Origin of the sequence: Pseudomonas sp. BN415, assembly GCF_029871195.1 — a bacterium.
Classification (GTDB): Bacteria; Pseudomonadota; Gammaproteobacteria; order Pseudomonadales; family Pseudomonadaceae; genus Metapseudomonas; species Metapseudomonas resinovorans.
This window is the reverse complement of record NZ_SSOK01000055.1, coordinates 1-24,397: the sequence shown is the minus strand read 5'-3', so window position 1 is coordinate 24,397 and position 24,397 is coordinate 1. Positions and strand designations below refer to the sequence as shown.

Below are 24,397 nucleotides of genomic sequence, written 5' to 3'. Positions count from 1 at the left end.
GATGCTGAGCCGGGCTCAGATGGTGGAAATAAAGAGCGATTACCACCCTGCGGCAATCTTAGCTACGACAAGCATCAGGCCGGCGGAAAGCTCACCCGCACCTTCAACCCACCTACGTCGCCATCGTACAGGCTGATCTCGGCCTGGTGGGCCCGGCAAATCTCCCCGACTATCGCTAATCCGAGCCCCGCGCCCGGGCCCTGCACGTTGCGCCGGTAGAAACGCTGGAACACCTTGTCGCGCTCCTCGGGCGGGATGCCGCTGCCGTCATCCTCCACCTCCAGCACCGCCGGCGAGCATACCCGCAGGGTCACGTTGCCGCCCTTTGGGGTGTGGGCCAGGGCGTTGTCCACCAGGTTGCACAGCAGCTCATTGAGCAACGTCGGCTCGCCCATGACCCAGGCCGGGTCTTCCGCCTCCAGCGCCAGGGCGACGCCACGGGCATGAGCCAGTGGCGCCAGCGCCATGCCCAGCTCACGGGCCAGTTGACCCAGCTCGATACGTTCGGCGCCGCCCTCGGCGATAGCCCGCGCACCACTCTCGATGCGTGCCAGAGACAGCAGCTGGTTGGCCAGGTGAGTCAGGCGATCGGTGTTCTGCGCCGCTTCTTCCAGGGTCGAGCGCCAGACCGCGGGTTCCTGATCGCGCAGGCCCAGCTCCACCCGCGCCTTGAGCGCTGCCAAAGGGGTGCGCAGTTCGTGGGAGGCATCGGCAATGAAATCCGCCTGACGCTGGAACAATCCGCGCAGGCGTTCGGTGAACTGGTTGAGGGCGTCCACCAGGGGGCGCAACTCGCGCTGCACCGCCACCTCGGGCAGGGGCCGAAGGTCATCGGCCTGACGTTCCTCCACAGCCAGGCGCAGCTTGTTCAAGGGCCGCAACGCGGCACTGACCGCCAGCCACACCAGTACCAGCGCCGCCACTACCAGCAGCACCAGCCGCCACAGACTGTCCACCAGCAGGCCCCGGGCCAGGCGCTCGCGTGCGCTTTCTGTTTCGGCGACACGAATCTCGGCGATGCCATTCAGGCGCGGTTCGCTGACCGGTTGCAGCAGGCTCACCACCCGCACGCCAACGCCCTCGTACTCGGCATCGTAGAAGCGCGCCAGCGCCGGATAGTCGTCAGTGCGTGGCGTGCCCGACGGTGGCGCCGGCAGATGCTCGTAGCCCGACACCAGTTTCCCGTCCGGGTCGATCACCTGATAGAAGATGCGCCCTGCGCTGTCGTAGGCGAACACATCCAGCGCCACATAGGGAACGTCCGCCCTCAGGCGACCGTCTGTTTCGTAGAGACCATCGGCAATCGCGCGGGCCGACGCCAGCAAGGTGCGGTCGTAGGCGGTGTCGGCGGCCTCGCGGGCGCTCCAGTAAGAGCTCAGGCTGGCGATCAGCAGCAAGGCGCCCAGCATCAGTGCCAGGCGGCGCAGCAGCCGCCCGCGCAGGCTGCCGGCTTCACGCATCCTGACTCTCCAGCAGATAACCCAGCCCCCGGAATGTGACGATGCGCACCGCGCTTCCTTCCAGCTTCTTGCGCAGGCGGTGGATGTAGATCTCGATGGCGTCGGGACTGGCTTCCTCATCCAGGCCGAACACCTGGGAAGCCAGTTGTTCCTTGCTCATCACCCGCCCCGGCCGTGCGATCAGCGCCTCCAGGACGGACTGCTCACGCGACGTCAGACTGAGGATTTCATCCGCCAGGCTGAAACGCCGTGTACCCAGGTCATAAACCAGCGTCCCGCAACGCTGCTGCGCCTCGCCACCGAGCACGCTACGGCGCAGCAGCGCCTTCACCCGGGCCTCCAGCTCAGTCAGCTCGAAGGGTTTGGCCAGGTAGTCATCCGCCCCCAGGTTGAGGCCGTGAACCCGGTCTTTCACCTCCCCGCGGGCGGTGAGCATCAGCACTGGCAGGGTCTTGCCACGTCCGCGCAAACGCGCCAGCACCTCGAAGCCATCCATACGCGGTAGCCCCACGTCCAGTACTGCCAGGGCGTAGTCCTCACTGGCCAGGGCCAGGTCGGCGGCCACGCCGTCATGCAGCACATCCACCGTCCAGCCCGCGCCCTTGAGCACCTGGGCAACGCTTTCAGCCAGTTGGGGATGGTCTTCGACCAGCAGGATTCGCACGAGAATGTCTCCGAAATGGCAGCGATCACTCGGAAGTTTAACGGCCGTTTGAAGGCTGTGAACGTTGCACGAACTTTCTTTCACGCTGAAAGGCTGGCGAAAGTTTCACTGCATAGCATCGCGTCAGGGTGGCAATGACCACCCGTAAAAAAGCCGGCCCGTGGTTGCGCCGGCTAACAAGAACAACAACGGAGACCACTCGATGCTCACTGCCGCACGGCAGGCGCTTGCGCCTGTTTGCACCCTCAGTCTCGCCATCGCCAGCAGCACCCTGGCCACTCAGGCCCATGCCGAGTTCTTAAAGGACAGTTCGGCCACCCTCGAAGCACGCAACATCTACCTGAACCGCGATTTCCGCGAAGGCTCCGGCCAGTCCAAACGCGAAGAATGGGCGCAAGGCTTCATCCTCAACCTCGAATCCGGCTACACCGAAGGCACTGTCGGCTTCGGCCTCGACGCCCTTGGCATGCTCGGCATCAAGCTCGACTCCAGCCCCGGCCGCAGCGGCACCGACTTGCTGCCGGTGCAGGACGATGGCGGCACCCCGGACGAGTACAGCAAGCTCGGCCTGACCGCCAAGCTACGCGCTTCCAGGAGCGAACTGCGCCTGGGCACCCACATTCCCGAACTGCCCGTGGTGAAAGCCAGCGACAGCCGCATCCTGCCCCAGGTATTCGAAGGCGGCCTGCTCACCTCGAAGGAGATCAGCAACCTGACCTTCACCGGCGGACGTCTGTCGGAGGTCAAGGACCGCGCTTCCACCAACTCCGAAGACCTGGCCATCAACAACAAGAACAAGCGCTTCGCTGCAGCCGCCACCGGCGATCACTTCGACCTCGCCGGTGCCGACTACGCGTTCAGCAAGCACTACACCGGCCGGTACTACTTCGCCGAGCTGGATGAGGTCTACCGCCAGCACTTCTTCGGACTGCTCGCCAGCCAGCCGCTAGGTGCCGGCACCCTGAGCGCCGACCTGCGCTACGCCATCAGCGACGACGCCGGCCGCGCCGAGGCCGGCAAGGTGGACAACCGTGCCCTCAACAGCATGGTCAGTTACGGCCAGGGGAGCCACAAGGTTGGCCTGGGCTATCAGCGCATGAGCGGCGACACCGGTTACGCCTACATCGATGGCAGCGACCCCTTCCTGGTGAACTTCGTGCAGATCAACGATTTCGCCAACGCCGACCAGCGTTCCTGGCAGGCCCGCTACGACCTGGACTTCGCCGCCATGGGCGTTCCCGGCCTGAGCTTCATGACCCGCTACATCACCAGCGACAACGCTGAAGTCACTGGCAGCAGCGAGGAAGGCCGCGAGTGGGAGCGCGATGTCGAGTTCAAGTATGTCGTGCCCAGCGGCAGCCTGAAGAACCTCACCCTGCGTGCACGCCATGCCGGATTCCGCTCCAGCTTTGCCCGCGACGCGGATGAACTGCGCCTGATCGTCAGTTATGCACTGCCGATCTGGTGATGACTGAACCAAAATAAAACTCCACAGGAGAACCCCGATGAAAACTGCTCTCTCCCGCATCGCCCTGATCACTTCCGGCCTGCTGCTGTCCACCCAATTGCTGGCCGAACCCAAGCGCCCCGAGTGCATCGCCCCGGCCAAACCCGGCGGCGGCTTCGACCTCACCTGCAAGCTGGCCCAGAGCGGCCTGAAAGACAGCGGCCTGCTCGAAGCGCCGATGCGTGTCACCTACATGCCCGGCGGGGTTGGCGCCGTGGCGTACAACGCCGTGGTAGCCCAGCGTCCGAAAGATGCCGGCACCATCACCGCCTTTTCATCGGGCTCCCTGCTGAACCTTGCCCAGGGCAAGTTCGGCCGCTATGACGAGAACGCCGTGCGCTGGCTGGCCGGCATCGGCACCGACTACGGCGCCATCTCCGTGCGCGCCGACTCCCCGTACAAAACCCTGGGCGAACTGGTGGAAGCGGTGAAGAAAGACCCCGCCTCCATTGTTTTCGGCGCCGGCGCCACCATCGGCGGCCAGGACTGGATGCAGACCGCGCTGATCGCCCGCGCCGCCGGCATCGACCCGCAGAAGCTGCGCTACGTTGCGTTCGAGGGCGGCGGCGAAACCCTCACCGCCATGCTCGGTGGCCACGTGCAGGTAACCAGCAGCGGCCTCGGCGAGATCACCCCGCAACTGGCAGCCGGCAAGATCCGCGTTCTCGCCGTGCTCTCCGACCAGCGCCTGCCGGGCAAGTTGGCCGAAATCCCCACCGCCAAGGAGCAGGGCTTCGATATCACCTGGCCGGTAATCCGTGGTTTCTACATGGGCCCGGAAGTCAGCGACGAAGACTTCAACTGGTGGAAACAGCAGTTCGACACCCTGCTGGCCAGCGACGACTTCTCCAAGCTGCGTGAACAGCGCGACCTGTTCCCCCTCAGCCTCACCGGCGACCAGTTGAAGGCCTACGTCTTCGATCAGGTGAAGCAGTACAAGCAGCTCGCCGGCGAATTCGGCCTGGCGCAGTAACACGCCGCTCCGGCCCCCTCTCCCAACGGGAGAGGGGAGATCAATGATTCCTAGGTAAACCGCCATGTACGTACGAATCTTCGCTGCGGTCTGGCTGCTCGTCTGCGCCCTGCTCACAGTGGTCGCCTGGGGCTTCCAGGCCCCCTTCAGCTACGACCCGGTCGGCCCACGCGCCTACCCCCTGCTGCTCCTGTTCCTGATGGCAACGGCCGCACTCTGGCTTCTGTACAAGCCAGGCGACACCGAAGACTTGCCGATTTCCTGGCCGCTGGCTCGCAAGGTCGCACTCTGCGTCGCCGCCCTGTTCGCCTACGCCTTGCTCTTCGAACCCCTCGGCTTCGTCGTCAGCACGACCCTGGTCGGTTTCGGCCTCGGCCTGCTGTTCATGGGCCGGCCGCTGCCGAGTCTGGCCAGCGGCGTGCTGATGGGCGTGCTGCTCTACGGCCTGTTCGACTACCTGCTGGACGTCCCGCTGCCCCTGGGCCTGCTGGCCTTCCTGGAGAACTGAGATGGAAACCCTCAACTTCCTGGCCCAGGGCTTCGACGTCGCCCTGCGCCCGATCAACCTCCTGGTGGCACTGTTCGGCGCCTTCGTGGGCACCGTCGTCGGCCTGTTGCCGGGCCTTGGCCCGATCAATGGCGTGGCCATCCTGCTGCCACTCGCCTTCGCCCTCGGCCTGCCGCCGGAGACGGCGCTGATCCTGCTGGCCGCCGTGTACCTGGGCTGCGAGTACGGCGGACGCATCTCGGCGATCCTGCTCAACGTACCCGGCGATGCCGCCGCCATCATGACCACCCTCGACGGCTACCCCCTGGCGCGTCAGGGCAAGGGCGGCATCGCCCTGTCGCTGTCGGCCATGAGCTCCTTCATCGGCAGCACCATTGCCACCATGGGCGTCGTGCTCTTCGCGCCGATCCTGGCCAACTGGGCGGTAGCCTTCGGCCCGGCGGAGTACTTCGTGCTGATGGTCTTCGCCATCGCCTGCCTGGGCGGCATGGTCGGTGACAAGCCGGTCAAGACCCTGCTCTCGGCGCTGATCGGCCTAGGTTTGGCCACGGTCGGCGTGGACGCCACCACCGGGGTCTACCGCTTCACCTTCGACAGTGTCGGCCTCTCCGACGGCATCCAGTTCGTGATTGTGGTGATCGGACTGTTCAGCGTCAGCGAAGTGCTGCTGATGCTCGAACACACCACCACCGGCCAGCAGGCGGTCAAGGCCAGCGGGCGCATGCTGTTCAACGTCAAGGAGTTTTCCTTTACCTGGTGGAGCAGCGTGCGCAGTTCCCTGGCCGGTTTCGTCATCGGCGTGCTGCCGGGTGCCGGTGCTACCATCGCCAGTGCCATCACCTACATGAGCGAGAAGCGCATGGCCGGCAGCAGTGGCCGCTTCGGTGAAGGCGACCTGCGCGGCGTGGCCGCTCCGGAAGCGGCCAACAACGCCTCGGCCTGTGGCTCGCTGATCCCCATGCTGACCCTCGGCGTGCCGGGCTCGGGCACGACCGCCGTGATGATCGGAGCCCTGACCCTGTACAACATCACCCCCGGCCCGCTGCTGTTCGAGCAACAGCCCGACGTCGTCTGGGGCCTGATCGCGTCGCTGTTCATCGGCAACGTCATCCTCCTGGTGATGAACATCCCGCTGGTGGGCCTGTTCGCACGCATGCTCAGCGTGCCGACCTGGATCCTGGTGCCGGCGATCACCATCGTCAGCGTCGTCGGTGTGTATGCCGTACACAGCACCACCTTCGACCTGGTGCTGATGGCCGCCCTCGGGGTGTTCGGCTACCTGCTGCGCAAGATGGACTTCCCGCTGTCATCGCTGATCCTCGGTTTCGTCCTGGGCGAGCTGATGGAGTCCAACCTGCGCCGTGCCCTGTCCATCACCAATGGCGACCTCGGCATTCTCTGGAGCAGCCCGATCACCATAGCGCTCTGGGTGCTGACGGCGATCATGCTGGCGTTGCCGGGGATTCGCTGGATGCGCGCTCGGGCCAAGGCGAAGCTGGCCCATGCCTAAGTGGCTGCTGACGCCGCTGGTGGGTGCCGTCGGCGGCTGGCTGGCCAGCCTGGTGGGCTGGCCGCTGCCGTGGATGGTGGGCTCGCTGCTGGCGGTGATCGCCATACGCTGCATCGGCAATCTGCCACTGGCGGAAGTCCCCGGCGGACGTAAGTGCGGCCAGTGGATCGTGGGCGTGGGCATCGGCCTGCATTTCACTCCAGCGGTGATCGAACAGGTGCTGGCCAACAGCGCGATCATCCTGATCGGAGCCGTGGCCACTACCCTTTCCAGCGTCATTGGCATCAGCCTGATGCTGCGCAGCGGCGAGGACCGCGCCACCGCCTTCTTCGCCAGCATGCCGGGTGGCGCCAGTGAGATGGTCAACCTCGGCCAGCGTAACGGCGCTGTACTCAGCCGCGTCGCCGCCGGCCAGAGCCTGCGCCTGCTGCTGGTGGTGCTGAGCGTGCCGGCGCTGTTCCAGTTCTTTCTCGGCGTTCCCGCCGCCCAGCACCAGGCCGCAACCGTGGACTGGAGCTGGCTTGCGGCGCTGTTGGCCGGCGGCGCGCTGCTGGCTGCGCTGATGCAGCGCTTCCACCAACCCAACCCCTGGCTGATCGGACCGCTGCTGGTCAGCGCTGCCATGAGCATCGGCTTCGACCTGCAGCTGGGCCTGCCGCAAGGCGCCAGCCAACTCGGCCAGTGGCTGATCGGCATTGCCCTGGGCTGCCATTTCGATCGCGCGTTCTTCCGCCGCGCGCCCTCCTTCATTGCCCGCACACTGCTGGCCACCTCCCTGGGCATGGCCTTCGCCGCCGTGGCTGCAGAGCTGCTGGGCTGGCTGGACGGGCTCGACCACCGTTCGCTGATGCTGGGCATGATGCCGGGCGGTATCGCCGAACTCAGCCTCACCGCTGAAGCGCTGCAATTGTCGGTACCTCTGGTCACCGCCCTGCAGGTGCTGCGACTGCTGCTGGTGTTGTTCCTCGCCGAGCCGGTGTTCCGGCAATGGAAGAAGCAAGAGACCCACGCTTAGCCCGCCTCGTGCGGGCTCTTTTTCTCCGGCAACATCCGGTTGCGGGTGCGAAATCATTCGCAACAAGACGCGCCTATGCTCTTCCTATCCGATGGTTGCCAAGGCTGACCGCCATGTCCGGACGCATCGCACCGCTTCGTCTCCTGCTGCTCGTTACCGCCCTGCTGCTGGCCTCCTGCAGCCGTCTCGATCTGGCCTACCGCAACCTCGACCTGATCATTCCCCTGTGGGTCAAGAGCTACGTCACGCTCGACGACCGACAGGAGCAATGGTTGGACTCTCACTTGCAACAGCACCTGGCATGGCATTGCCGCACGCAACTACCGATCTATGTCGACTGGCTGGAAAGCGTCCGCCTTCAGGCGAAGCAACCGCACCTGGAACCAACCACGGTGCAAGGCTGGATCGACAATGTGCAGGGTTCGATCAAGCGCATATCCGTTGAAATCACGCCAACCGTGATTGGGCTGACCGAAAACCTGAGCCCCAGGCAAGTGGGTGAGCTCTATGTCGCCATGGACGAGAAGAACGAGGCGCTGCACGACAAGTACCTGGCGCCATCCATGACCGAGCAGGTGGACCAACGCACCCAGCGCATGGTGGACCGGGTTGAAGACTGGATGGGCCGGACCACAGCCCGCCAGCGGGCGAGGATCGCCAAGTGGTCAAAAGCCCAGGGCGAGTACAACCGGATCTGGATGGAGAATCGCCAGGCTTGGCAACTGGCCTTGCGCCGCACCTTGTACACACGTCACAACCCGGACTTCCAGGCGCAGTTGACCAGCCTGCTGCAGTCCCCGAAAGCCCACGGGACCGCAGCGTTCCGGACATTCGAGGCCCAGCAGCTCCAAGCCTTCGCCAGCCTGCTTGCCGACCTGTTAAACCAGGCCGAGACGGACCAGCGCCAGCACCTGGACAATCGCCTGGCCGACCTGGCCAGCGACCTGCGCGGCCTGGCCTGCTACCCGCGCTGACCGCTCAGAGCGCGGGCAGGCTCCACTCGATCGGCTCCAGCCCATGCTGGGCCAGGAACTTGTTGCAGCGGCTGAAGTGGCCGTTGCCGAGAAAGCCCCGGTACGCCGACAGCGGCGACGGATGCGCCGATTTCAGGATCAGGTGCTTGGTGGGGTCGATCAGGCGCTCCTTGCCTTGCGCGTGGGAACCCCAGAGCAGGAACACCAGGCGCGGACGACTCTGGCTGACCACCTCGATTACCTTGTCGGTGAAGGGTTGCCAGCCAGCAGCGGCGTGGGAACCGGCGCGGGCCTGTTCGACGGTGAGGGAGGTGTTGAGCATCAGCACGCCCTGATCGGCCCAGGACTGCAGGTAGCCATGGGACGGAATCTCGATGTTCAGGTCGCGCTTGAGCTCCTTGTAGATGTTCTGCAGGGACGGCGGCGCTGGCACGCCCGGCTGCACCGAGAAGCACAAGCCGTGGGCCTGGCCCGGACCGTGGTAGGGGTCCTGGCCGATGATCACCACCTTCACCCGTTCCAGCGGCGTGGAGTTAAGCGCATTGAAGATGAGCGGTCCCGGCGGGAAGATCACCTTGCCGGCGGCCTTCTCCTGGCGCAGGAACTCACTCAGGGCCTGCATGTAGGGCTTGTCGAACTCATCCCGCAGGGCTTCTTTCCAGCTCGCTTCGAGCTTGATCCGGTCGTCGCTTTCAGTCATCGCTTTATCTGTTCCGTGGCGGTTGCCGGGGCGCTTCCCGCCCGATGGTCGGGCACCCTAAGAAATGCCCACTACCCTTGTCAATCAAGGACGCCAGGAGCAATCCCATATGGATAACCGTCACGACAACGTGAAACTCGCGCTCTACGAGCGCTTTCTCAAGGACGCCGGTGCATTGCCACCGATGCCGGGGGTCTCCCTGCGCTTGCGCCAGCTGCAGACGGCGGACGCAGCCACCCACGAACAAGCCAGCGCCCTCCTGGAGGCCTGTCCCGCGCTGGCCGATCGCCTGAAGGAATTCGCCAGCCTGCCCCTGCTCGGCCACATCCACCCCGGCGGGCAATTGACGGACGTGGTACAGCAACTGGACGGCAGGCGTCTGGCCAACCTGGTGCTGGCCTTTGAACTTCGGCAGCTGTACGAGGGCAGCGAACCGAGCCTGGAAAAAGTCTTCAACAAGCGCTGGCGTCTCAGCCTGCAACGCGCAGCCCTCAGCGCCGGCCTGGCGCAACACCTGCCCCACCTGGAAGCAGAAGACGCCCTGCTGGCCGGCCTGCTGCAGGACGTCGGCAGCCTGCCGCTGCTGAAGGAGTTGCACCAATGGCCACAAGTGTCACGCCTGGAAGTCGACCTGCAGCGTCTCTGTGAACAACTCTCCGCCGAAGTTGGCGTGCTGCTGCTCACCGCCTGGAAACTGCCCGGCAACCTGCAGGACTGCGCCCGCCTGCGCCGCGACTGGTGTCGCCAGCACAAGGGCCCGGTGGATCTCGCGGACGTGGTGCAGGTCGCCAGCCAATTACTGGAAGAACCCCGCGACGATGATCGCCTGGCCCGGCTGCCCGCCTACCAGCGCATGGAGCTGCCGGCACCGCAAGTACTACGCGCCGAACTGGCGGAAGTCGTGGCGTTATGGATGAAGTTGCTGGGTGGGCGACCGGTGGAGACCGACTGACGGGCTTGTTCGCAGCGCCTCCCACACACCCACCGGCGCATGTATGGAACGGGAATGAAGAATGGTGGGGTTACAAAGACTCGGGAGGTAGCCCAACGGCTGCTTGGCCAATGAATTCTCCCTCACGGGTTCTGCTCCACCCAATCACCCCTGGTGCAAGGCCCGGTAATGACTGGGCGCCATCCCCACCACCTTCCGGAACAGCCGCGAGAAGTAGTAGACGTCCTCGTAACCCAACTGCTCGGCGATCAGCTTCACCCCCAGATCGCCTTCGTCGAGAAGGCGGCAGGCATGGGCCATTTTCAGTTGAATGAAGTCCTGGATCGGCGCATGGCCGGTCAGGGCTCGGTAGGTCTTGGCGAAGTGGAAGCGCGACAGCTTGAACTGCGCCGCCAACTGGTCGAGGTTGAGGCTGTCGTGAAGATGGGCACGCATCACCGCCTGTACCGCGTCCACGTCCAGCACGCGGCCGGACTTGAGATAGCCCCGCACCGGCAGTACTGCCAGGGAGGTCAGCAGGGTCTGCAATTGATGGGCGGCATGGACGAAATGCGGCAGGTTCAAGCCTTGCTTGCGCAGTCCCAGCAGGCCATCCAGGTCCGCCAGCAACCTCGGCTGCACGCCGATCCGACGCATGACCGACTGGCCCAGGGGGCGCAGGTAGTCCTCCACCAGCTCGCCTTCGAAATGCACCCAGTAAATGCTCCAGGGGCGCAAGGCGTCCGAGCCATAGGCATGGGCACGGCCCTTGGGCAACAGCAGCAGGTCACCCCCTGCCACCTCGAATCGTCCATCCCCGCTTTCCAGCCAACCCTGCCCGGAACGGCAGTAGATCAGCAGGCTGTCTTCCGGTTCTAGGCGCTCCATACGGTGCCCCAAGGCCTCCGGGTAATAGCCCAGGGCCAGCGGATAACAAGCGGAAGTCAACGGATGACGGGCCAGTTGACGGCGCAGCCGGGGCGGCGTGGTGAAGCGCACGCCATTGGCCGGCAGGGGCCAGTTGGATGTCTCGACGGAGCGGCTCATGGTCGTTCTTGTAGTGGCCTGCAATACCAAGATCGTCCATCCCGCAACCAAGATCGTCAATCCACAACTGGTTCGGCGGCCGCTATAAAAGCAAGAAACGACAAGGTCCCGTCTTACGGGTGGAGGACCAGATGGCCAAGACACTTCCACAACTGATCGACGGTGAATGGCGCGAAAGCCGTGCTCGCGAGCTGATCGAAGTCACCGACCCGGCAACCCAGGAGGTCCTGGCCCTTGCGCCGAAGGCCACGGCCGAGGAGATCGAGGCCGCTGTCGCCAGCGCCAAGGATGCCTTTCAGAGCTGGCGCGAAGTCCCGGTGCCGGAGCGCGCCCGGCTGATGCTGCGCTACCAGCAACTGCTCAAGGACCATCACGACGAACTGGCCGAACTGCTGGCCAGTGAAACCGGCAAGACCTTCGCCGATGCCAAGGGCGACGTCTGGCGCGGAATCGAAGTGGCCGAACACGCCGCCAACGTAGCCAGCCTGATGATGGGCGAGACGGTGGAGAACGTCGCCCGCGAGATCGATACGGCCAGTTGGGTACAACCGCTGGGCGTATGCGTCGGCATTACCCCCTTCAACTTCCCGGCGATGATCCCGCTGTGGATGTTTCCGCTGGCCATCGCCTGCGGCAACACCTTCGTCCTCAAGCCGTCCGAGCAAGACCCGCTAACCCCCAACCGCCTTGCCGAGCTGTTCATCGAAGCCGGTGCGCCCAAGGGCGTGCTGCAGGTTATCCACGGTGGCCGCGAGCAAGTGGACGCCCTGCTCACCCATCCCGACGTGCGTGCCATCTCCTTCGTCGGCTCGGTGCCGGTAGGTCAGCACATCTACCGCACAGGCACCGCCCATCTGAAACGGGTACAGGCCTTTGCCGGCGCCAAGAACCACATGGTGATACTGCCCGACGCCCACAAGGACCAGGTGCTGAGCAACCTGGTCGGCGCCAGTTGCGGCGCCGCCGGCCAGCGCTGCATGGCCATCAGCGTGGCGATCTTCGTGGGAGAGGCGCGCCAGTGGATTCCCGAACTGGCAGCGCAGATGGCCGAACTGCGCCCCGGTCACTGGAAAGATGCCCATTCGGCCTTCGGCCCGTTGATCAGCCAACAGGCCCGTCAGCGTGTGCTGCGGCTGATCGCCGAGGGTAAGGCGGAAGGCGCCGAATGCCTGCTGGACGGTTCTCAATGCCAGGTGCCGGGCTACCCGAACGGCAACTGGCTGGGCCCCACGCTGTTCCGCGGCGTGACGGCGAAGATGGGCCTCTACCGTGAGGAGATCTTCGGCCCGGTGCTGCTGTGCATGGAGGCAGAGACCCTGGAAGAGGCCATCGTCCTGGTCAACGCCAACCCTTACGGCAACGGCACCAGTCTGTTCACGCGTTCCGGCGGGGCCGCGCGGCACTTCCAGCACGCGATCGAGGTCGGCCAGGTGGGGATCAACGTCCCAATTCCGGTACCCCTGCCCTTCTTCTCCTTCACCGGTTGGAAGGGTTCGTTCTATGGCGACCTGCACGCCTACGGCAAGCAGGCGGTGCGCTTTTACACCGAGACCAAGACGGTCACCACGCGCTGGTTCGATGACACACCGGTCACTGGCCCGAACATGACCATCCACCTGAAGTAGGGGCGAATTCATTCGCAAAGCGGTGCGCAGCATCGCTACGGAACCGAGCACAGGCAAACGATATATGGATTTCGACCTCACCGAAGAACAACGCCTGTTGGTGGACAGCGCCCGCGCCTTTGCCAGTCATGAGCTCACCCCTCACGCAGCGGAGTGGGACCGAGACCATCACTTCCCGCTGGAGGTGATCCGCCGGGCCGCCGAACAGGGTTACCTGGGGCTGTATATCAGCGAAGACGATGGTGGCTTGGGATTGTCCCGACTGTCGGCCGCGCTGATTTTCGAGCAACTGGCCGCCGGCTGCGTGGCCACCACCGCCTACTTGACCATCCATAACATGGCCGCCTGGATGCTCGCCTCCTTCGGCGATAGCGAGCTGAAGGCACACTGGTTGCCCGGGTTGATCAGCGGCGAACTGCTGGCCTCCTACTGCCTGACCGAACCGGATGCCGGGTCCGATGCCGCCCACTTGCGTACCCGCGCCCGCCGCGACGGCGACCACTACGTGCTGGACGGCAGCAAATGCTTCATCTCCGGCGCTGGCAGCACCCAGGTGCTGATCGTTATGGCGCGTACTGGGCAGGACGGTGCCAAGGGCATCTCCTGCTTCCTGGTGCCGGCCGATGCCGAAGGCATCCGTTACGGTCGCAACGAAGACAAGATGGGCTGGCGTGCCCAGCCGACCCGCACCATCACGTTCGAGGGGGTGCGAATCCCGGCTGGCCATCGCATCGGCCCGGAAGGCGAAGGCTTCGTCTACGCCATGAAGGGTCTGGACGGCGGCCGCCTGAACATTGCCAGCTGCTCCCTTGGTGCCGCCCAGGCGGCCCTGGAACAGAGCCTGCGCTACGTGGAGGAGCGCAAGCAGTTCGGCAAGCCATTGGCCGACTTCCAGGCCTTGCAGTTCAAGCTCGCCGACATGCTTACCGCGCTCACCGCCAGCCGGCAGATGGTGCGCCTGGCCGCCCACCGCCTGGACCAGCGCCACGCGGAGGCCAGCCTCTACTGCGCCATGGCCAAGCGGTTTGCCACCGACCAGTGCTTCGAGCTGTGCAACGAAGCCCTGCAACTGCACGGCGGGTACGGCTACCTGAACGACTATCCTCTGGAACGCTGGGTGCGCGATACCCGGGTGCACCAGATCCTCGAAGGCACCAATGAAATCATGCGCGTCATCGTGGCGCGCCGTTTACTGGAACAGGGCGGAACCCTTGACCGTCTGTTGTAAGGAGATGCACATGAGCACTGCCGTAGAACCCTATCAGCCCGGAATCTTCGACCTGACCCACAAGCTGACGGTGGAGAAGCACGGCCACACTGCGCTGATCACCATCAACCACCCGCCAGCCAACACCTGGGACCGCGAGTCGCTGATCGGCCTCAAACAACTGATCGAGCACCTCAACCGCGACGACGACATCTATGCCCTGGTGGTGACCGGCCAGGGGCCGAAGTTCTTCAGCGCCGGGGCCGACCTCAATCTCTTCGCCGATGGCGACAAGGCCCGCGCCCGTGAAATGGCCCGGCGCTTCGGCGAAGCCTTCGAGGCCCTGCGCGACTTCCGTGGCGTGTCCATCGCCGCGATCAACGGCTACGCCATGGGTGGCGGCCTGGAATGTGCTCTGGCCTGCGATATCCGCATCGCCGAGCGCCAGGCGCAGATGGCCCTGCCGGAAGCCGCCGTGGGCCTGCTGCCCTGCGCCGGCGGTACTCAGGCCCTGCCCTGGCTGGTGGGCGAAGGTTGGGCCAAGCGGATGATCCTGTGCGGCGAGCGCGTGGATGCGGAAACCGCCCTGCGCATTGGCCTGGTGGAACAGGTGGTGGACAGCGGCGAAGCCCGTGGCACTGCCCTGCTGCTGGCGGCCAAGGTGGCGCGGCAGAGCCCGGTTGCCGTACGCACCATCAAACCGTTGATTCAGGGCGCACGGGAGCGTGGGCCGAACGGCTGGCTGCCAGAAGAGCGTGAGCGCTTCGTCGACCTGTTCGACGCCGACGACACCCGCGAAGGCGTCAACGCCTTCCTGGAAAAACGCGACGCGCACTGGCGCAACAAATGACCGAACGCTGGACGAGAACGACTATGAATGTGAGTTTCGAAGAACGCAGCGGCCTGCACGGTGCCCGTATCGGCATCGCCAGCCTGGACGCCGAGGCCAGCCTCAACGCCCTGTCCCTGCCGATGATCGAGGCCCTGGACGCCAAACTGCGCGCCTGGGCCGAAGACCCGGAAATCGTCTGTGTGCTGCTGCGCGGCAATGGCCCCAAGGCCTTCTGCGCCGGCGGCGACGTGCGCAAACTGGTGGACGCCTGCCGCGAGCAGCCTGGCGTGGTGCCGCCGCTCGCCGGTCGCTTCTTCTCCGACGAGTATCGTCTCGACCACCGCATCCACACCTTTCCCAAGCCGCTGATCTGCTGGGCCCATGGCCATGTGCTAGGTGGTGGCATGGGTCTGATGCAGGGAGCCTCGATCCGCATCGTCACCCCGTCCAGCCGCCTTGGGATGCCAGAAATCAACATCGGCCTCTACCCCGACGTGGGCGGCAGCTGGTTCCTCGCCCGCCTGCCCGGCAAGCTCGGACTGTTCCTTGGCCTGGGCGCCGGCACCATCAACGCCCACGACGCGCTGGATCTCGACCTGGCCGACCGATTCCTCCTGGAAGACCAGCAGGATGCCCTGCTCGCCGGCCTGGTCCAGCTCAATTGGCAAGACCAACCCAACGCCCAGCTCAACAGCCTGCTCAAGGCGCTGGAGCACGAATCGCGCAGCCAATTGCCGGAAGCCCAGTGGCTGCCACGGCGTAAACGCATCGACGAATTGCTGGATGTAGCTGACCTGCCGGCGGCCTGGAAAGCCATGACCGCCCTGCAACACGACAGCGATGTGCCCCTGGCCCGCGCCGCCAAGACCCTGGCCGCAGGTTGCCCGCTCACCGCCCACCTGGTCTGGGAACAGATCCGCCGGGCGAAGCACCTGTCGCTCGCCGACGTCTTCCGCATGGAATACGCCATGAGCCTGAACTGCTGCCGCCACCCGGAGTTTCCCGAAGGCGTCCGCGCACGGCTGATCGACAAGGACAACGCGCCGCGTTGGCACTGGCCAGATGTGGCGGCCATTCCCCGTGCGGTGATCGATGCCCATTTCGAGCCGGTGTGGGAAGGCCGGCACCCGCTGGACGATCTCTGACACGTTGATCGCTACCGCACAGCACCGGACAAGGAGAACCACGATGAGCAAGATCGCCTTTATCGGACTGGGCCACATGGGCCTGCCCATGGCCCGCAACCTGCTCAAGGCCGGTCATGACCTCCGGGTTTACGATCTGGTGCAGGCCGCCATCGACGAGCTGGCGGCCGAAGGGGCCAAGCCAGCGCAGGATGCGCGGGACGCGGTCAGCGGTACACAGGTGGTGATCACCATGCTGCCGGCCAGCAAGCATGTGGAAGGGTTGTTGCTGGGCGACGGCGGCTTGCTGGAGTCCATCGTCCCCGGCAGCCTGCTGCTGGAATGCTCGACCATCGCCCCGGAATCCGCGCGCAAGGTGCATGCGGCGGCCAAGGCACGCGGAATCGAGCTGCTGGATGCGCCGGTATCGGGCGGCACCGCTGGCGCAGCGGCGGGCACCCTGACCTTCATGGTGGGCGGCGAAGCGGCGGCATTGGACAAGGCACGGCCGGTCTTCGAGGCCATGGGTAAGAACATCTTCCACGCCGGCCCTGACGGCGCCGGCCAGGTGGCCAAGGTGTGCAACAACCAGTTACTGGCGGTGCAGATGATCGGTACCGCCGAGTCCATGGCCCTGGGCGTGGCCAACGGCCTGGACCCGGCCATCCTCGCCGAGATCATGCGCCAGAGCTCGGGCGGCAATTGGGTGCTGGAACGCTACAACCCCTGGCCGGGCGTGATGCCCAACGCACCGGCGAGCAAGGACTACGACGGCGGCTTCATGGCCGAGCTGATGACCAAGGACCTGGGCCTGGCCCAGGAGACCGCGCAGCACAGCCTCTCCAGCACCCCCATGGGCGCCCTGGCGCTGCAGCTCTATCGCCTGCTGCTCAAGCAGGGCCAGGGCAAGAAGGATTTCTCGGTGGTGCAGAAGCTGTTCGCTGAGTGAGATCAGGAGGCGCTGGGCGGGAACCCGTAGGCGGTGGATAGAAGTGCGCTATCCACCCCAAAGGCTCGATCAGCGCTCGCGCAGAGCCTCAGCCCTGGCGCGGACGATGGGTTTGAGCAGGTAGCTCAGGATGCTCTTCTTGCCGGTCATGATATCCACCGAAGCGACCATGCCGGGAATGATCAGCAGCGGGTTCTGGTCGCTACCCAGGTGGCTCTTCTGGGTGCGCAACTTGATCAGGTAGAAGCTGTTGCCGTCTTCGTCCGTAATGGTGTCCGCGCCGATCTGCTCGAGATCGGCGGTCAGCCCGCCATAGATGGTGAAGTCATAGGCGGTGAACTTGACCATGGCGCGTTGTCCGGGGTGCAGGAAGGCAATGTCCTGCGGCCGGATGCGTGCTTCTACCAGCAGTGTGTCGTCCAGCGGCACGATCTCCACCAAGTCGCTGCCCGGCTGGATCACGCCACCGATGGTGTTGACCAGCAACTGCTTGACGATACCCCGCACCGGCGAGGTGACCAGGGTGCGCTTGACCCGGTCCTCCAGGGCCTTGCCGGTGGCGTTGGCCTTGTTCAGCTCGGTACGCGCCTCGTTCAACTGGGCCAGCGCCTCGCTGCGAAAGCGCGAGCGGGTCTCGGCGATCTTGCGCTCGGCTTCCTTGATCGCTGACTCGGCGCGGGGAATCGCCAGGCTAGTGGCTTCCAGCTCGCCTCGGTTCTCCACTTCGGCACGGCGCAGGCGCAGCACTTCCACCTTGGAGATCGCACCCTGGGCCACCAGGGGCTCGGAGATGGCGATCTCCTGACGCAGCAGTTGCAGGCTGTTGCGGTATTGGCCTTGCTTGGAGATGAACTCCTGCAGTTCCTGGCGGCGCTGCACCAGTTGCTCCTCGAGGCCGGCCACCTCTTCCTGAAGCTGCTGCTGCCGGCTGCGGTACAGGGCGTCCTCGCTGTCCGCCTGCTCGGGGGCGAGGTTGCGAAGCGCTTCGGAAATCTCCAGCGGACGGTCGTCAACCTCGGCGCTCAGGCGCTCGACCCGCAGCTGCATGGCGTTGCGGTCAGCCTCGGTCTCGCCAACGTTCGATTCGAAACGGGTCGGGTCCAGACGCAGCAACGGATCACCCACTTCCACCACCTGGCCCTCGTGGATGAAGAGCTCGGACACGATACCGCCTTCCAGGTTCTGCACCTTCTGCAGCTTCGAGGAGGGAATCGCCTTGCCTTCGCCACGGGTGACTTCATCCACCTGGGCAAAGTGCGCCCAGAGCGCCATGAATAGGGTGAAGCCAATGAGGGTCCAGATGGTCAGCCGCACGACGCGCGGTGCATCTTCCACCAGGGCCTTATTGACCTCCGGCAGCGGTTGATCGGACAGCGAGTCACCGCCCTTGAAGTACTGGCGCAGCGCGCCGAAGCCCTTATGCGACACTTATCTGCCCCTTCTTCAGCGCTTCCATGACCGCTTCCTTCGGGCCGTCGGCAATGACCCGGCCACGGTCGATGATCAACAAGCGATCCACCAGCGAAAGCATCGAGGCGCGGTGAGTGACCAGCAACAGGGTCTTGTTGGCGATCACCGAGGCTAGGCGTTCCTTGAGGCGCTCCTCGCCAGGGTTGTCCATCGAGCTGGTGGGTTCGTCGAGCAGCAGGATCGGCGGATCGAGCAGCAAGGCACGCGCCAGGGCAACGTTCTGCCGCTGGCCGCCGGAGAGGTTCTGCCCGCGCTCCCCGACCTGCAGCTCATAGCCCTGCGGATGCATCCGGGCGAATTCGTGCACGCCGGACAGTTCCGCCGCCTGCAACACCAACTCGTCTTCCACGTAACGGGCGCCAGACATCAGGTTGTCGCGCAGCGTGCCGCTGAACAGCTGGATATCCTGAGGGACATAGCCGACGTTGTGGCGCAGCTCGCTGACGTCCAACTGACGGATATCGGTACCGTCCACCAGCAGGCTGCCGGAGTCAGCCTGGTAGAGCCCGACGATCAGCTTGGCCAGGGAACTCTTGCCCGAACCGCTGCGGCCGATGATGCCGATCTTCTCGCCCGGGCGGATGATCAGGTTGACGTCGCTCAGGGCCGGGATCTGCTGATGCGGGTAGGTGAAGCTGATCTGGCGCAGCTCAAGGCTGCCCTGCAGCTTGGAACGGACCAGGGGTTGCTCGCCCTCCTGGCGCTCCTGGGGCAGGTCCATCATCTGGTCCACGGAAATCATGGTCAGGCGCGCCTGCTGATAGCGCGTGAGCAGGCCAGAGAGTTGGGTCAGCGGTCCAAGGGCACGGCCGTTGAGCATGTAGCAGGCGATCAGCCCGCCCATGCTGAGATCCCCGTCCATGATTAGGTACACGCCGGCGACGATCATCACCACGCCGGCCAGTTGCTGGATCATCAGTGTCAGGTTCATCGCCAGGCTGGAGAGCATCTTCACCCGCAGCTCGAGGCGGCCAAGGGTGCCGATGGTCTGTTCCCAGAGGTACTGGCGGTCGCTCTCGGCGTTGTTGACCTTCACCGCATCGAGACCGGCGAGGGTTTCGATCAGGCTCGACTGGCGTTCGGCGGCCAGCGCCATGGTGCGATCCATGGTTGCCACCAGCGGTTTCTGCAACAACCAGCTGATGCCCATGGCCAACGGGAAGGCAAGGATCGGAACCCAGACCAGATGCCCGCCCAGCAGGCCGATAACCAGCAGGATCAAAAGGGTGAACGGCAGGTCGATGACGCTGGTCAGGGTCAGCGAGGCCAGGAAGTCCCGTAGCGTCTGGAATTCATGGATGTTCTGGGCAAAGCTGCCGACCCGCATCGGGCGGTACTTCATCGCCATGCCGACGATGCGCTCGAACAAGGTGGCGGAGATGATCAGGTCGGTCTTCTTGCCAGCCAGGTCAAGGCACAGGCCACGCATGGTCTTGAGCAACAGGTCGAAGAAGTAGGCGCCAGAAATACCGATGGCCAGCACCCAGAGGGTCGCGGCGGCCTGGTTGGGCACTACGCGGTCGTATACGTTCATCACGAAAAGCGGCGCGCCGAGGCCGATCAGGTTGATCAGCAGGCTCGCGGCGACGGCATCGATGTAGAGCCAACGCGAGCGCTTCAGGGTGTCGCGGAACCAGGACTGGGTTCGCGGAATCAGGCTGCCCTGGTTGAGGTCGTACTTGTGTTGGGGTTGGGCGAAGAACACCTGGCCGCTGTAGTCCTCCTGCAGCAACTCGCGGGAAATCTTCACCTCGCCGCCATCGCTCTCGCTGAGTAGCAGGCGAGCAGTTCCATCGTCGCTCCAGCCGAGCATCACCGCGCAACGGCCTTCCTTGAGCAGCAGCAGCGCGGGCATCGCGATCTTCGGGATCTGCTCCAGGCGACGCTGCAGAAGGCGTCCCTGCAGACCGGCACGGGCCGCGGCGCGGGGCAGCAGTTCGGCAGTCAGGCGCTGTTTAGGCAGTGGCAGGCCACTGGTGAGCATGGCCCGGTTGGCGGGTTTGCGGTGCAGGACGCAAAGGGATAGCAGCGAATCCAGCAACGGATCGTCATGCTGCCCACGGGGATCGGTATTGAGTTGAATCGGGCTGACTTCTGGATCCACGCCTGGGCACTCTGCTCTGGGTTCTACGAAAGACTCTGCCTGGAGCCGGACTCACCGCCAGGGCGAAGTAGGCGCTTCGCCCTGGCGGTGCAGGTGGGATCCAGGATTCAGTTCAAACCGGGAAGGGTTGCCTCTGGCTTAAGTTCGGTCTGTACGACCGTTGCCATCGGTGCCACCACTCCCTGGCTCTTCAGCAACTCGCCTATGGTCGCCTTGATGCGGTACTGCGTAAACAGCTCGGTGTAACGCAGATCCACCAAGCGACGCGAGGCAGTGAAGAGTTCGTTCTCGCTGTCCAGCAGGTCGAGCAGGGTACGTTCGCCGATGCTGAATTGCTGCTGGTAGGACGCACGCACGCGGGTGCTGTAGTCAACGTACTGCTGGGCAATCGGCACCTGCTCTCGGGCGTTGTTCAGGGCATTCCAGGACAGGCCCAGTTCCTCGTTCAGCACACGTAGGGCGTTGTTGCGGATGTCCAGCGCCTCATTGATCTGATAGGCCTTGGACTCCAGGTCAGCCTTGTTGCTGCCACCGGCGAACAGGTTGTAACGCATGCGCAACATTGCCTGCCATTCGTTGACGTGGCCGTTCTCGCCGTCCAGGTCATTGTCCGCCCCACGGGACAATTCAGCATCGAAGCGCGGATAGAAGAAAGACTTGGCGGCGTCATACTGCTTCTCGGCAGCGGCGACATCAGACTCGGCGGAGCGCAGGATCGGGCTGTTGGCAAGCAGGGTCTGGCGAGCCGACTCCAGGGACTCCGGCAATTGACCCGGCAGGCCAGCCGGCTCGCTGAGTTCCACCGGATCCTCGCCCACGACGCTGTAGAAATTGGTGCGAGCGTCACTCAGGTTGGTCTGTTCGGTGATCAGGTTGTTGCGGGCCTGGGCCAGGCGAGCTTCTGCCTGGTCCTGGTCCGCCAGGCGCCCTACCCCACGCTCACTGCGCAGGGTGATCTGGTCGAAGATGCGTTCGTGGCTGCGCAGGTTTTCCTGGGCCAGGCGCACCATCTCCTGGCGGCGCAGCACGTCGATATAGACCTGGGCCACGTCCAGCGCCGTGCGCTCGGAAGTACCGAGCAACGAGTAGGCGCGGGAGTTGACGGTGGCCTGCTGGCGGCCGACCTCGTTCTTGGTGGCGAAGCCGTCGAATACCATCTGTTGCAGACGCAGGCTGGACTCACCACGAGTCATGGTCTTCCAGTGGTCGTCGCCGGTGGCGCGAGTGGTGGTGTTGTCAGTGCCCTCACGGCCATATCCCCCCAGCAGGTCCACCGAAGGCAGATACCCCCCTTTGGCCGCCTGAAGCTGTTTGTCGGCCGACAGACGGCTGTTCACCCCAGCCTGGATCTCCGGATGGGCATCCATGGCACGTTGCATTGCCTCGGAGAGGCTCTGAGCGTGGGCGGGCAGGCTGACAGCCAGGGCGAACGGGAGAATGGTGGAGAAGCGCAGACGCATGTTCTTGGCATCCTTTTCGTTGAATTGGAGGTCCGGAAACTTCACCGGAAACGGCCCTTAGTCGAGGCCTGGCCGGCGTGACACGAGCCACACTTTACGGCACGGGACGAGCAATGAATATCAAAGTGACAGCATGCAGCCGATTGTTTAGGATGGGAGTCAATTGGTCAATACTTTGGCATATCTCCAATAGCCAATCGTAATAAGCCAATTAATTGGCGCCACCTTTACGCCACGTCTTAACTATAGAAAAGGAATGTCAGTCCTGCGCTTGGTCGTCGACGGAACGACCCCCAGCGACGACAAGCCAGCTGAGAGCCACTCCAGGAGAGTCACCCCATGAGCAGTGTTGTTGCGATCGTCAAAAGCATTGTCGGCCAGGTATTTGCCATGTCGCCCGAGGGTATCCAGCGCCTGCTCATCGAAGGCGACAGACTCTTCAAAGGCGATCAGTTGCAGACCGGCCTCGAAGGCATGGTGACGCTCGAACTCACCGATGGCCGCACCGTCGACCTCGGCCGAGATAGCCAGTGGAGCGAATCCGATGCGGACGCCAGCACTGGAGCCCAGGCGTCCCAGCCGGCCACGCAGACACCCGCCGATGACGTTGCACAGCTGCAGAAGGCCATCGAGGCGGGTGTCGACCCAACCAAGGAACTCGAAGCCACTGCGGCAGGCCCGAGTGCGGGTGGCGCTGGCGGTGGTGCCGCCGGTGGCGGCCATAGTTTCGTGATGCTGGATGCAACGGGGGACCGGGTCGACCCAACCATTGGCTTCGCCACCGGAACCGAACCTCTGGCCGGCGAAGCGCTGGTCGAAGAGGACGGCACTCCGACCGTGGATGCCACGCTTCCGACGAATGATGACCAGCAGCCCACCCCTGACGTTCCGGATAGCCCTAACGCGTCCCCGCTCGGCCAGGACGCCAGCATTACCACTGACGAAGACACCCCGATCACAGGTCAGCTGGGGGCCACCGACCCCGATGGCGACCCGCTCACCTATGCGCCTGGCGACGCCCCGCGCAACGGCACCGTGGCGGTCAACCCGGATGGCTCCTACACCTACACGCCCAACCCGAACTTCAACGGCACCGACAACTTCACGGTCATCGTCGATGACGGCAAAGGCGGCACCGACACCATCGTCGTCACCATTGGCGTGAATCCGGTAAACGATGCCCCCGTTGCAGCCAACGATGGCCCGACTGCGGTCACCGAGGACACGCCCGCCACCGGAAACGTGCTGACCAACGACCGCGACTCCGACGGCGATACCCTCACCGTCACCCAATACACGGTGGGCGGAACGACCTACACCGCCGGCCAGACCGCCACCCTCACTGGGGTTGGCACCCTGGTGATCAACGCCAACGGCAGCTTCACCTTCACTCCGGCACCGAACTACAACGGCCCGGTACCGACCGCGACCTATACCGTCACCGACGGCACCGCCACCGATACCGCCGAACTGAACTTCGCCGATGTCACCTCGGTGGACGATGCCTCGGTCCTGAACCCCGACAGCAACACCGTGGCCGAAGACAACCCGACCACCGGCAACGTGCTGGGTAATGACAGCGATGTGGATAACACGCTCATCGTTGCCAGCTTCACCGTGTCCGGCGTCACCGGCAGCTTCACCGCCGGTTCCAGCGCGGTGATCGCCGGCGTCGGCACCCTGACCATCGCCGCCAACGGCAACTACACCTTCACCCCGGTGGCCAACTGGAATGGCGAAGTGCCGCAGGTCACCTACGTCACCAACACCGGCAGCAGCTCGACGCTGGATATCAGCGTCACCCCGGTGAACGATGCCCCCGAAGCGGGTAACGATGGCCCGGTCCCGGTAAGCGAGGACACCCCGGCCAGCGGCAACGTGCTGACCAACGACAGCGATGTAGAAGGCGACAGCCTCACCGTCACCCAGTTCGAAGTGAACGGCACCACCTACACGGCAGGCCAGACTGCCACCCTCACCGGGGTTGGCACCCTGGTGATCAACGCCAACGGCAGCTTCACCTTCACCCCGGCACCGAACTATAACGGCCCGGTACCGACCGCGACCTATACCGTTACCGACGGCACCGCCACCGATACCGGAGAGCTGAGCTTCGGCAACGTCAGCCCGGTCAACGATGCTCCGGTCGCCAACAATGACGGCCCGAATGCCGTGGCCGAAGACACTCCGGCCAGCGGCAATGTGCTGACCAATGACAACGACGCCGACGGCGATACACTGACCGTTACCGGCTTCAGCTTCGGCGGAACCGGTTACCTGGCCGGCCAGACCGCGACCATCAATGGCGTCGGCTCGCTGGTGATCAATGCCAACGGC

20 protein-coding genes are annotated in these 24,397 nt (G+C 64.5%); 13 read left to right on the top strand and 7 right to left on the bottom strand.

The features are described from left to right. Positions 1 to 74: 74 nt before the first annotated feature. On the bottom strand, positions 75 to 1,460 hold the full coding sequence (locus E8F20_RS14925) for a sensor histidine kinase (RefSeq protein ID WP_280284406.1): 1,386 nt from the start codon (positions 1,458 to 1,460) through the stop codon (positions 75 to 77). Further along, the gene (locus tag E8F20_RS14920) at positions 1,453 to 2,124 is read right to left on the bottom strand and encodes a response regulator (protein WP_280284405.1); all 672 of its coding nucleotides are present in this window, start codon (positions 2,122 to 2,124) and stop codon (positions 1,453 to 1,455) included. Before E8F20_RS14920 ends, E8F20_RS14925 begins: the two co-directional genes overlap by 8 nt. A gap of 202 nt (positions 2,125 to 2,326) precedes the next feature. On the opposite strand from E8F20_RS14920, the gene E8F20_RS14915 reads away from it, so the two are divergent. The 6 genes from E8F20_RS14915 to E8F20_RS14890 all read left to right on the top strand — a co-directional run bounded on the left by E8F20_RS14915 (position 2,327) and on the right by E8F20_RS14890 (position 8,611). Continuing rightward, positions 2,327 to 3,592 (top strand): OprD family porin, encoded by a 1,266-nt coding sequence (locus E8F20_RS14915; RefSeq protein WP_280284404.1) that lies wholly within the window; start codon positions 2,327 to 2,329, stop codon positions 3,590 to 3,592. A 37-nt stretch (positions 3,593 to 3,629) separates the two neighbouring features. Further along, positions 3,630 to 4,604, top strand: a complete 975-nt coding sequence (locus E8F20_RS14910) for a tripartite tricarboxylate transporter substrate binding protein (protein ID WP_280284403.1) — start codon at positions 3,630 to 3,632, stop codon at positions 4,602 to 4,604. A 64-nt stretch (positions 4,605 to 4,668) separates the two neighbouring features. After that, positions 4,669 to 5,112 carry a tripartite tricarboxylate transporter TctB family protein gene (locus E8F20_RS14905; RefSeq protein ID WP_280284402.1) on the top strand — a complete coding sequence of 148 codons (444 nt, stop codon included), beginning with the start codon at positions 4,669 to 4,671 and terminating at the stop codon, positions 5,110 to 5,112. A 1-nt stretch (position 5,113) separates the two neighbouring features. Beyond that, positions 5,114 to 6,622: a tripartite tricarboxylate transporter permease gene (locus E8F20_RS14900; RefSeq protein ID WP_280284401.1), complete on the top strand. Its 1,509-nt coding sequence runs from the start codon at positions 5,114 to 5,116 to the stop codon at positions 6,620 to 6,622. Then, entirely contained in the window at positions 6,615 to 7,637 is a 1,023-nt protein-coding gene (locus E8F20_RS14895; RefSeq protein ID WP_280284400.1) for an AbrB family transcriptional regulator, read from the top strand. The genes E8F20_RS14900 and E8F20_RS14895 overlap by 8 nt, the downstream gene beginning before the upstream one ends. Before the next feature lie 113 nt (positions 7,638 to 7,750). Beyond that, on the top strand, positions 7,751 to 8,611 hold the full coding sequence (locus E8F20_RS14890; RefSeq protein WP_280284399.1) for a DUF6279 family lipoprotein: 861 nt from the start codon (positions 7,751 to 7,753) through the stop codon (positions 8,609 to 8,611). Positions 8,612 to 8,615: 4 nt separating this feature from the next. On the opposite strand, the gene ung is transcribed toward E8F20_RS14890, so the two are convergent. Beyond that, positions 8,616 to 9,311: a uracil-DNA glycosylase gene (ung, locus tag E8F20_RS14885; RefSeq protein WP_028626333.1), complete on the bottom strand. Its 696-nt coding sequence runs from the start codon at positions 9,309 to 9,311 to the stop codon at positions 8,616 to 8,618. A gap of 109 nt (positions 9,312 to 9,420) precedes the next feature. Between ung and E8F20_RS14880 the strand changes: the two genes are divergently transcribed. Next, complete coding sequence (locus E8F20_RS14880) at positions 9,421 to 10,263, top strand: HDOD domain-containing protein (protein WP_280284398.1); 843 nt, start codon at positions 9,421 to 9,423, stop codon at positions 10,261 to 10,263. Positions 10,264 to 10,407: 144 nt separating this feature from the next. On the opposite strand, the gene E8F20_RS14875 is transcribed toward E8F20_RS14880, so the two are convergent. Further along, the gene (locus tag E8F20_RS14875) at positions 10,408 to 11,289 is read right to left on the bottom strand and encodes an AraC family transcriptional regulator (protein ID WP_280284397.1); all 882 of its coding nucleotides are present in this window, start codon (positions 11,287 to 11,289) and stop codon (positions 10,408 to 10,410) included. Positions 11,290 to 11,420: 131 nt separating this feature from the next. On the opposite strand from E8F20_RS14875, the gene E8F20_RS14870 reads away from it, so the two are divergent. The 5 genes from E8F20_RS14870 to mmsB all read left to right on the top strand — a co-directional run bounded on the left by E8F20_RS14870 (position 11,421) and on the right by mmsB (position 17,026). After that, positions 11,421 to 12,914 carry a CoA-acylating methylmalonate-semialdehyde dehydrogenase gene (locus E8F20_RS14870; protein WP_280284396.1) on the top strand — a complete coding sequence of 498 codons (1,494 nt, stop codon included), beginning with the start codon at positions 11,421 to 11,423 and terminating at the stop codon, positions 12,912 to 12,914. 64 nt (positions 12,915 to 12,978) lie between these two features. Continuing rightward, a complete protein-coding gene (locus tag E8F20_RS14865) occupies positions 12,979 to 14,142 on the top strand; it encodes an isobutyryl-CoA dehydrogenase (protein ID WP_280284395.1) in 1,164 nt (387 codons plus the stop codon). 10 nt (positions 14,143 to 14,152) lie between these two features. Next, entirely contained in the window at positions 14,153 to 14,971 is an 819-nt protein-coding gene (locus tag E8F20_RS14860) for an enoyl-CoA hydratase (RefSeq protein ID WP_280284394.1), read from the top strand. 23 nt (positions 14,972 to 14,994) lie between these two features. After that, positions 14,995 to 16,098: an enoyl-CoA hydratase/isomerase family protein gene (locus E8F20_RS14855; RefSeq protein ID WP_280284393.1), complete on the top strand. Its 1,104-nt coding sequence runs from the start codon at positions 14,995 to 14,997 to the stop codon at positions 16,096 to 16,098. Between the two features lie 43 nt (positions 16,099 to 16,141). Continuing rightward, positions 16,142 to 17,026 (top strand): 3-hydroxyisobutyrate dehydrogenase, encoded by an 885-nt coding sequence (mmsB, locus tag E8F20_RS14850; protein ID WP_280284392.1) that lies wholly within the window; start codon positions 16,142 to 16,144, stop codon positions 17,024 to 17,026. Between the two features lie 69 nt (positions 17,027 to 17,095). On the opposite strand, the gene E8F20_RS14845 is transcribed toward mmsB, so the two are convergent. The 3 genes from E8F20_RS14845 to E8F20_RS14835 form a co-directional block, all read right to left on the bottom strand. Then, the gene (locus E8F20_RS14845) at positions 17,096 to 18,454 is read right to left on the bottom strand and encodes an HlyD family type I secretion periplasmic adaptor subunit (protein WP_280284391.1); all 1,359 of its coding nucleotides are present in this window, start codon (positions 18,452 to 18,454) and stop codon (positions 17,096 to 17,098) included. Beyond that, on the bottom strand, positions 18,444 to 20,600 hold the full coding sequence (locus E8F20_RS14840; RefSeq protein ID WP_280284390.1) for a type I secretion system permease/ATPase: 2,157 nt from the start codon (positions 20,598 to 20,600) through the stop codon (positions 18,444 to 18,446). Before E8F20_RS14840 ends, E8F20_RS14845 begins: the two co-directional genes overlap by 11 nt. 107 nt (positions 20,601 to 20,707) lie before the next feature. Further along, complete coding sequence (locus E8F20_RS14835) at positions 20,708 to 22,060, bottom strand: TolC family outer membrane protein (protein WP_280284389.1); 1,353 nt, start codon at positions 22,058 to 22,060, stop codon at positions 20,708 to 20,710. A gap of 339 nt (positions 22,061 to 22,399) precedes the next feature. Between E8F20_RS14835 and E8F20_RS14830 the strand changes: the two genes are divergently transcribed. Beyond that, the coding region (locus E8F20_RS14830) for a retention module-containing protein (RefSeq protein ID WP_280284388.1) at positions 22,400 to 24,397 on the top strand (1,998 nt) is incomplete at its 3' end.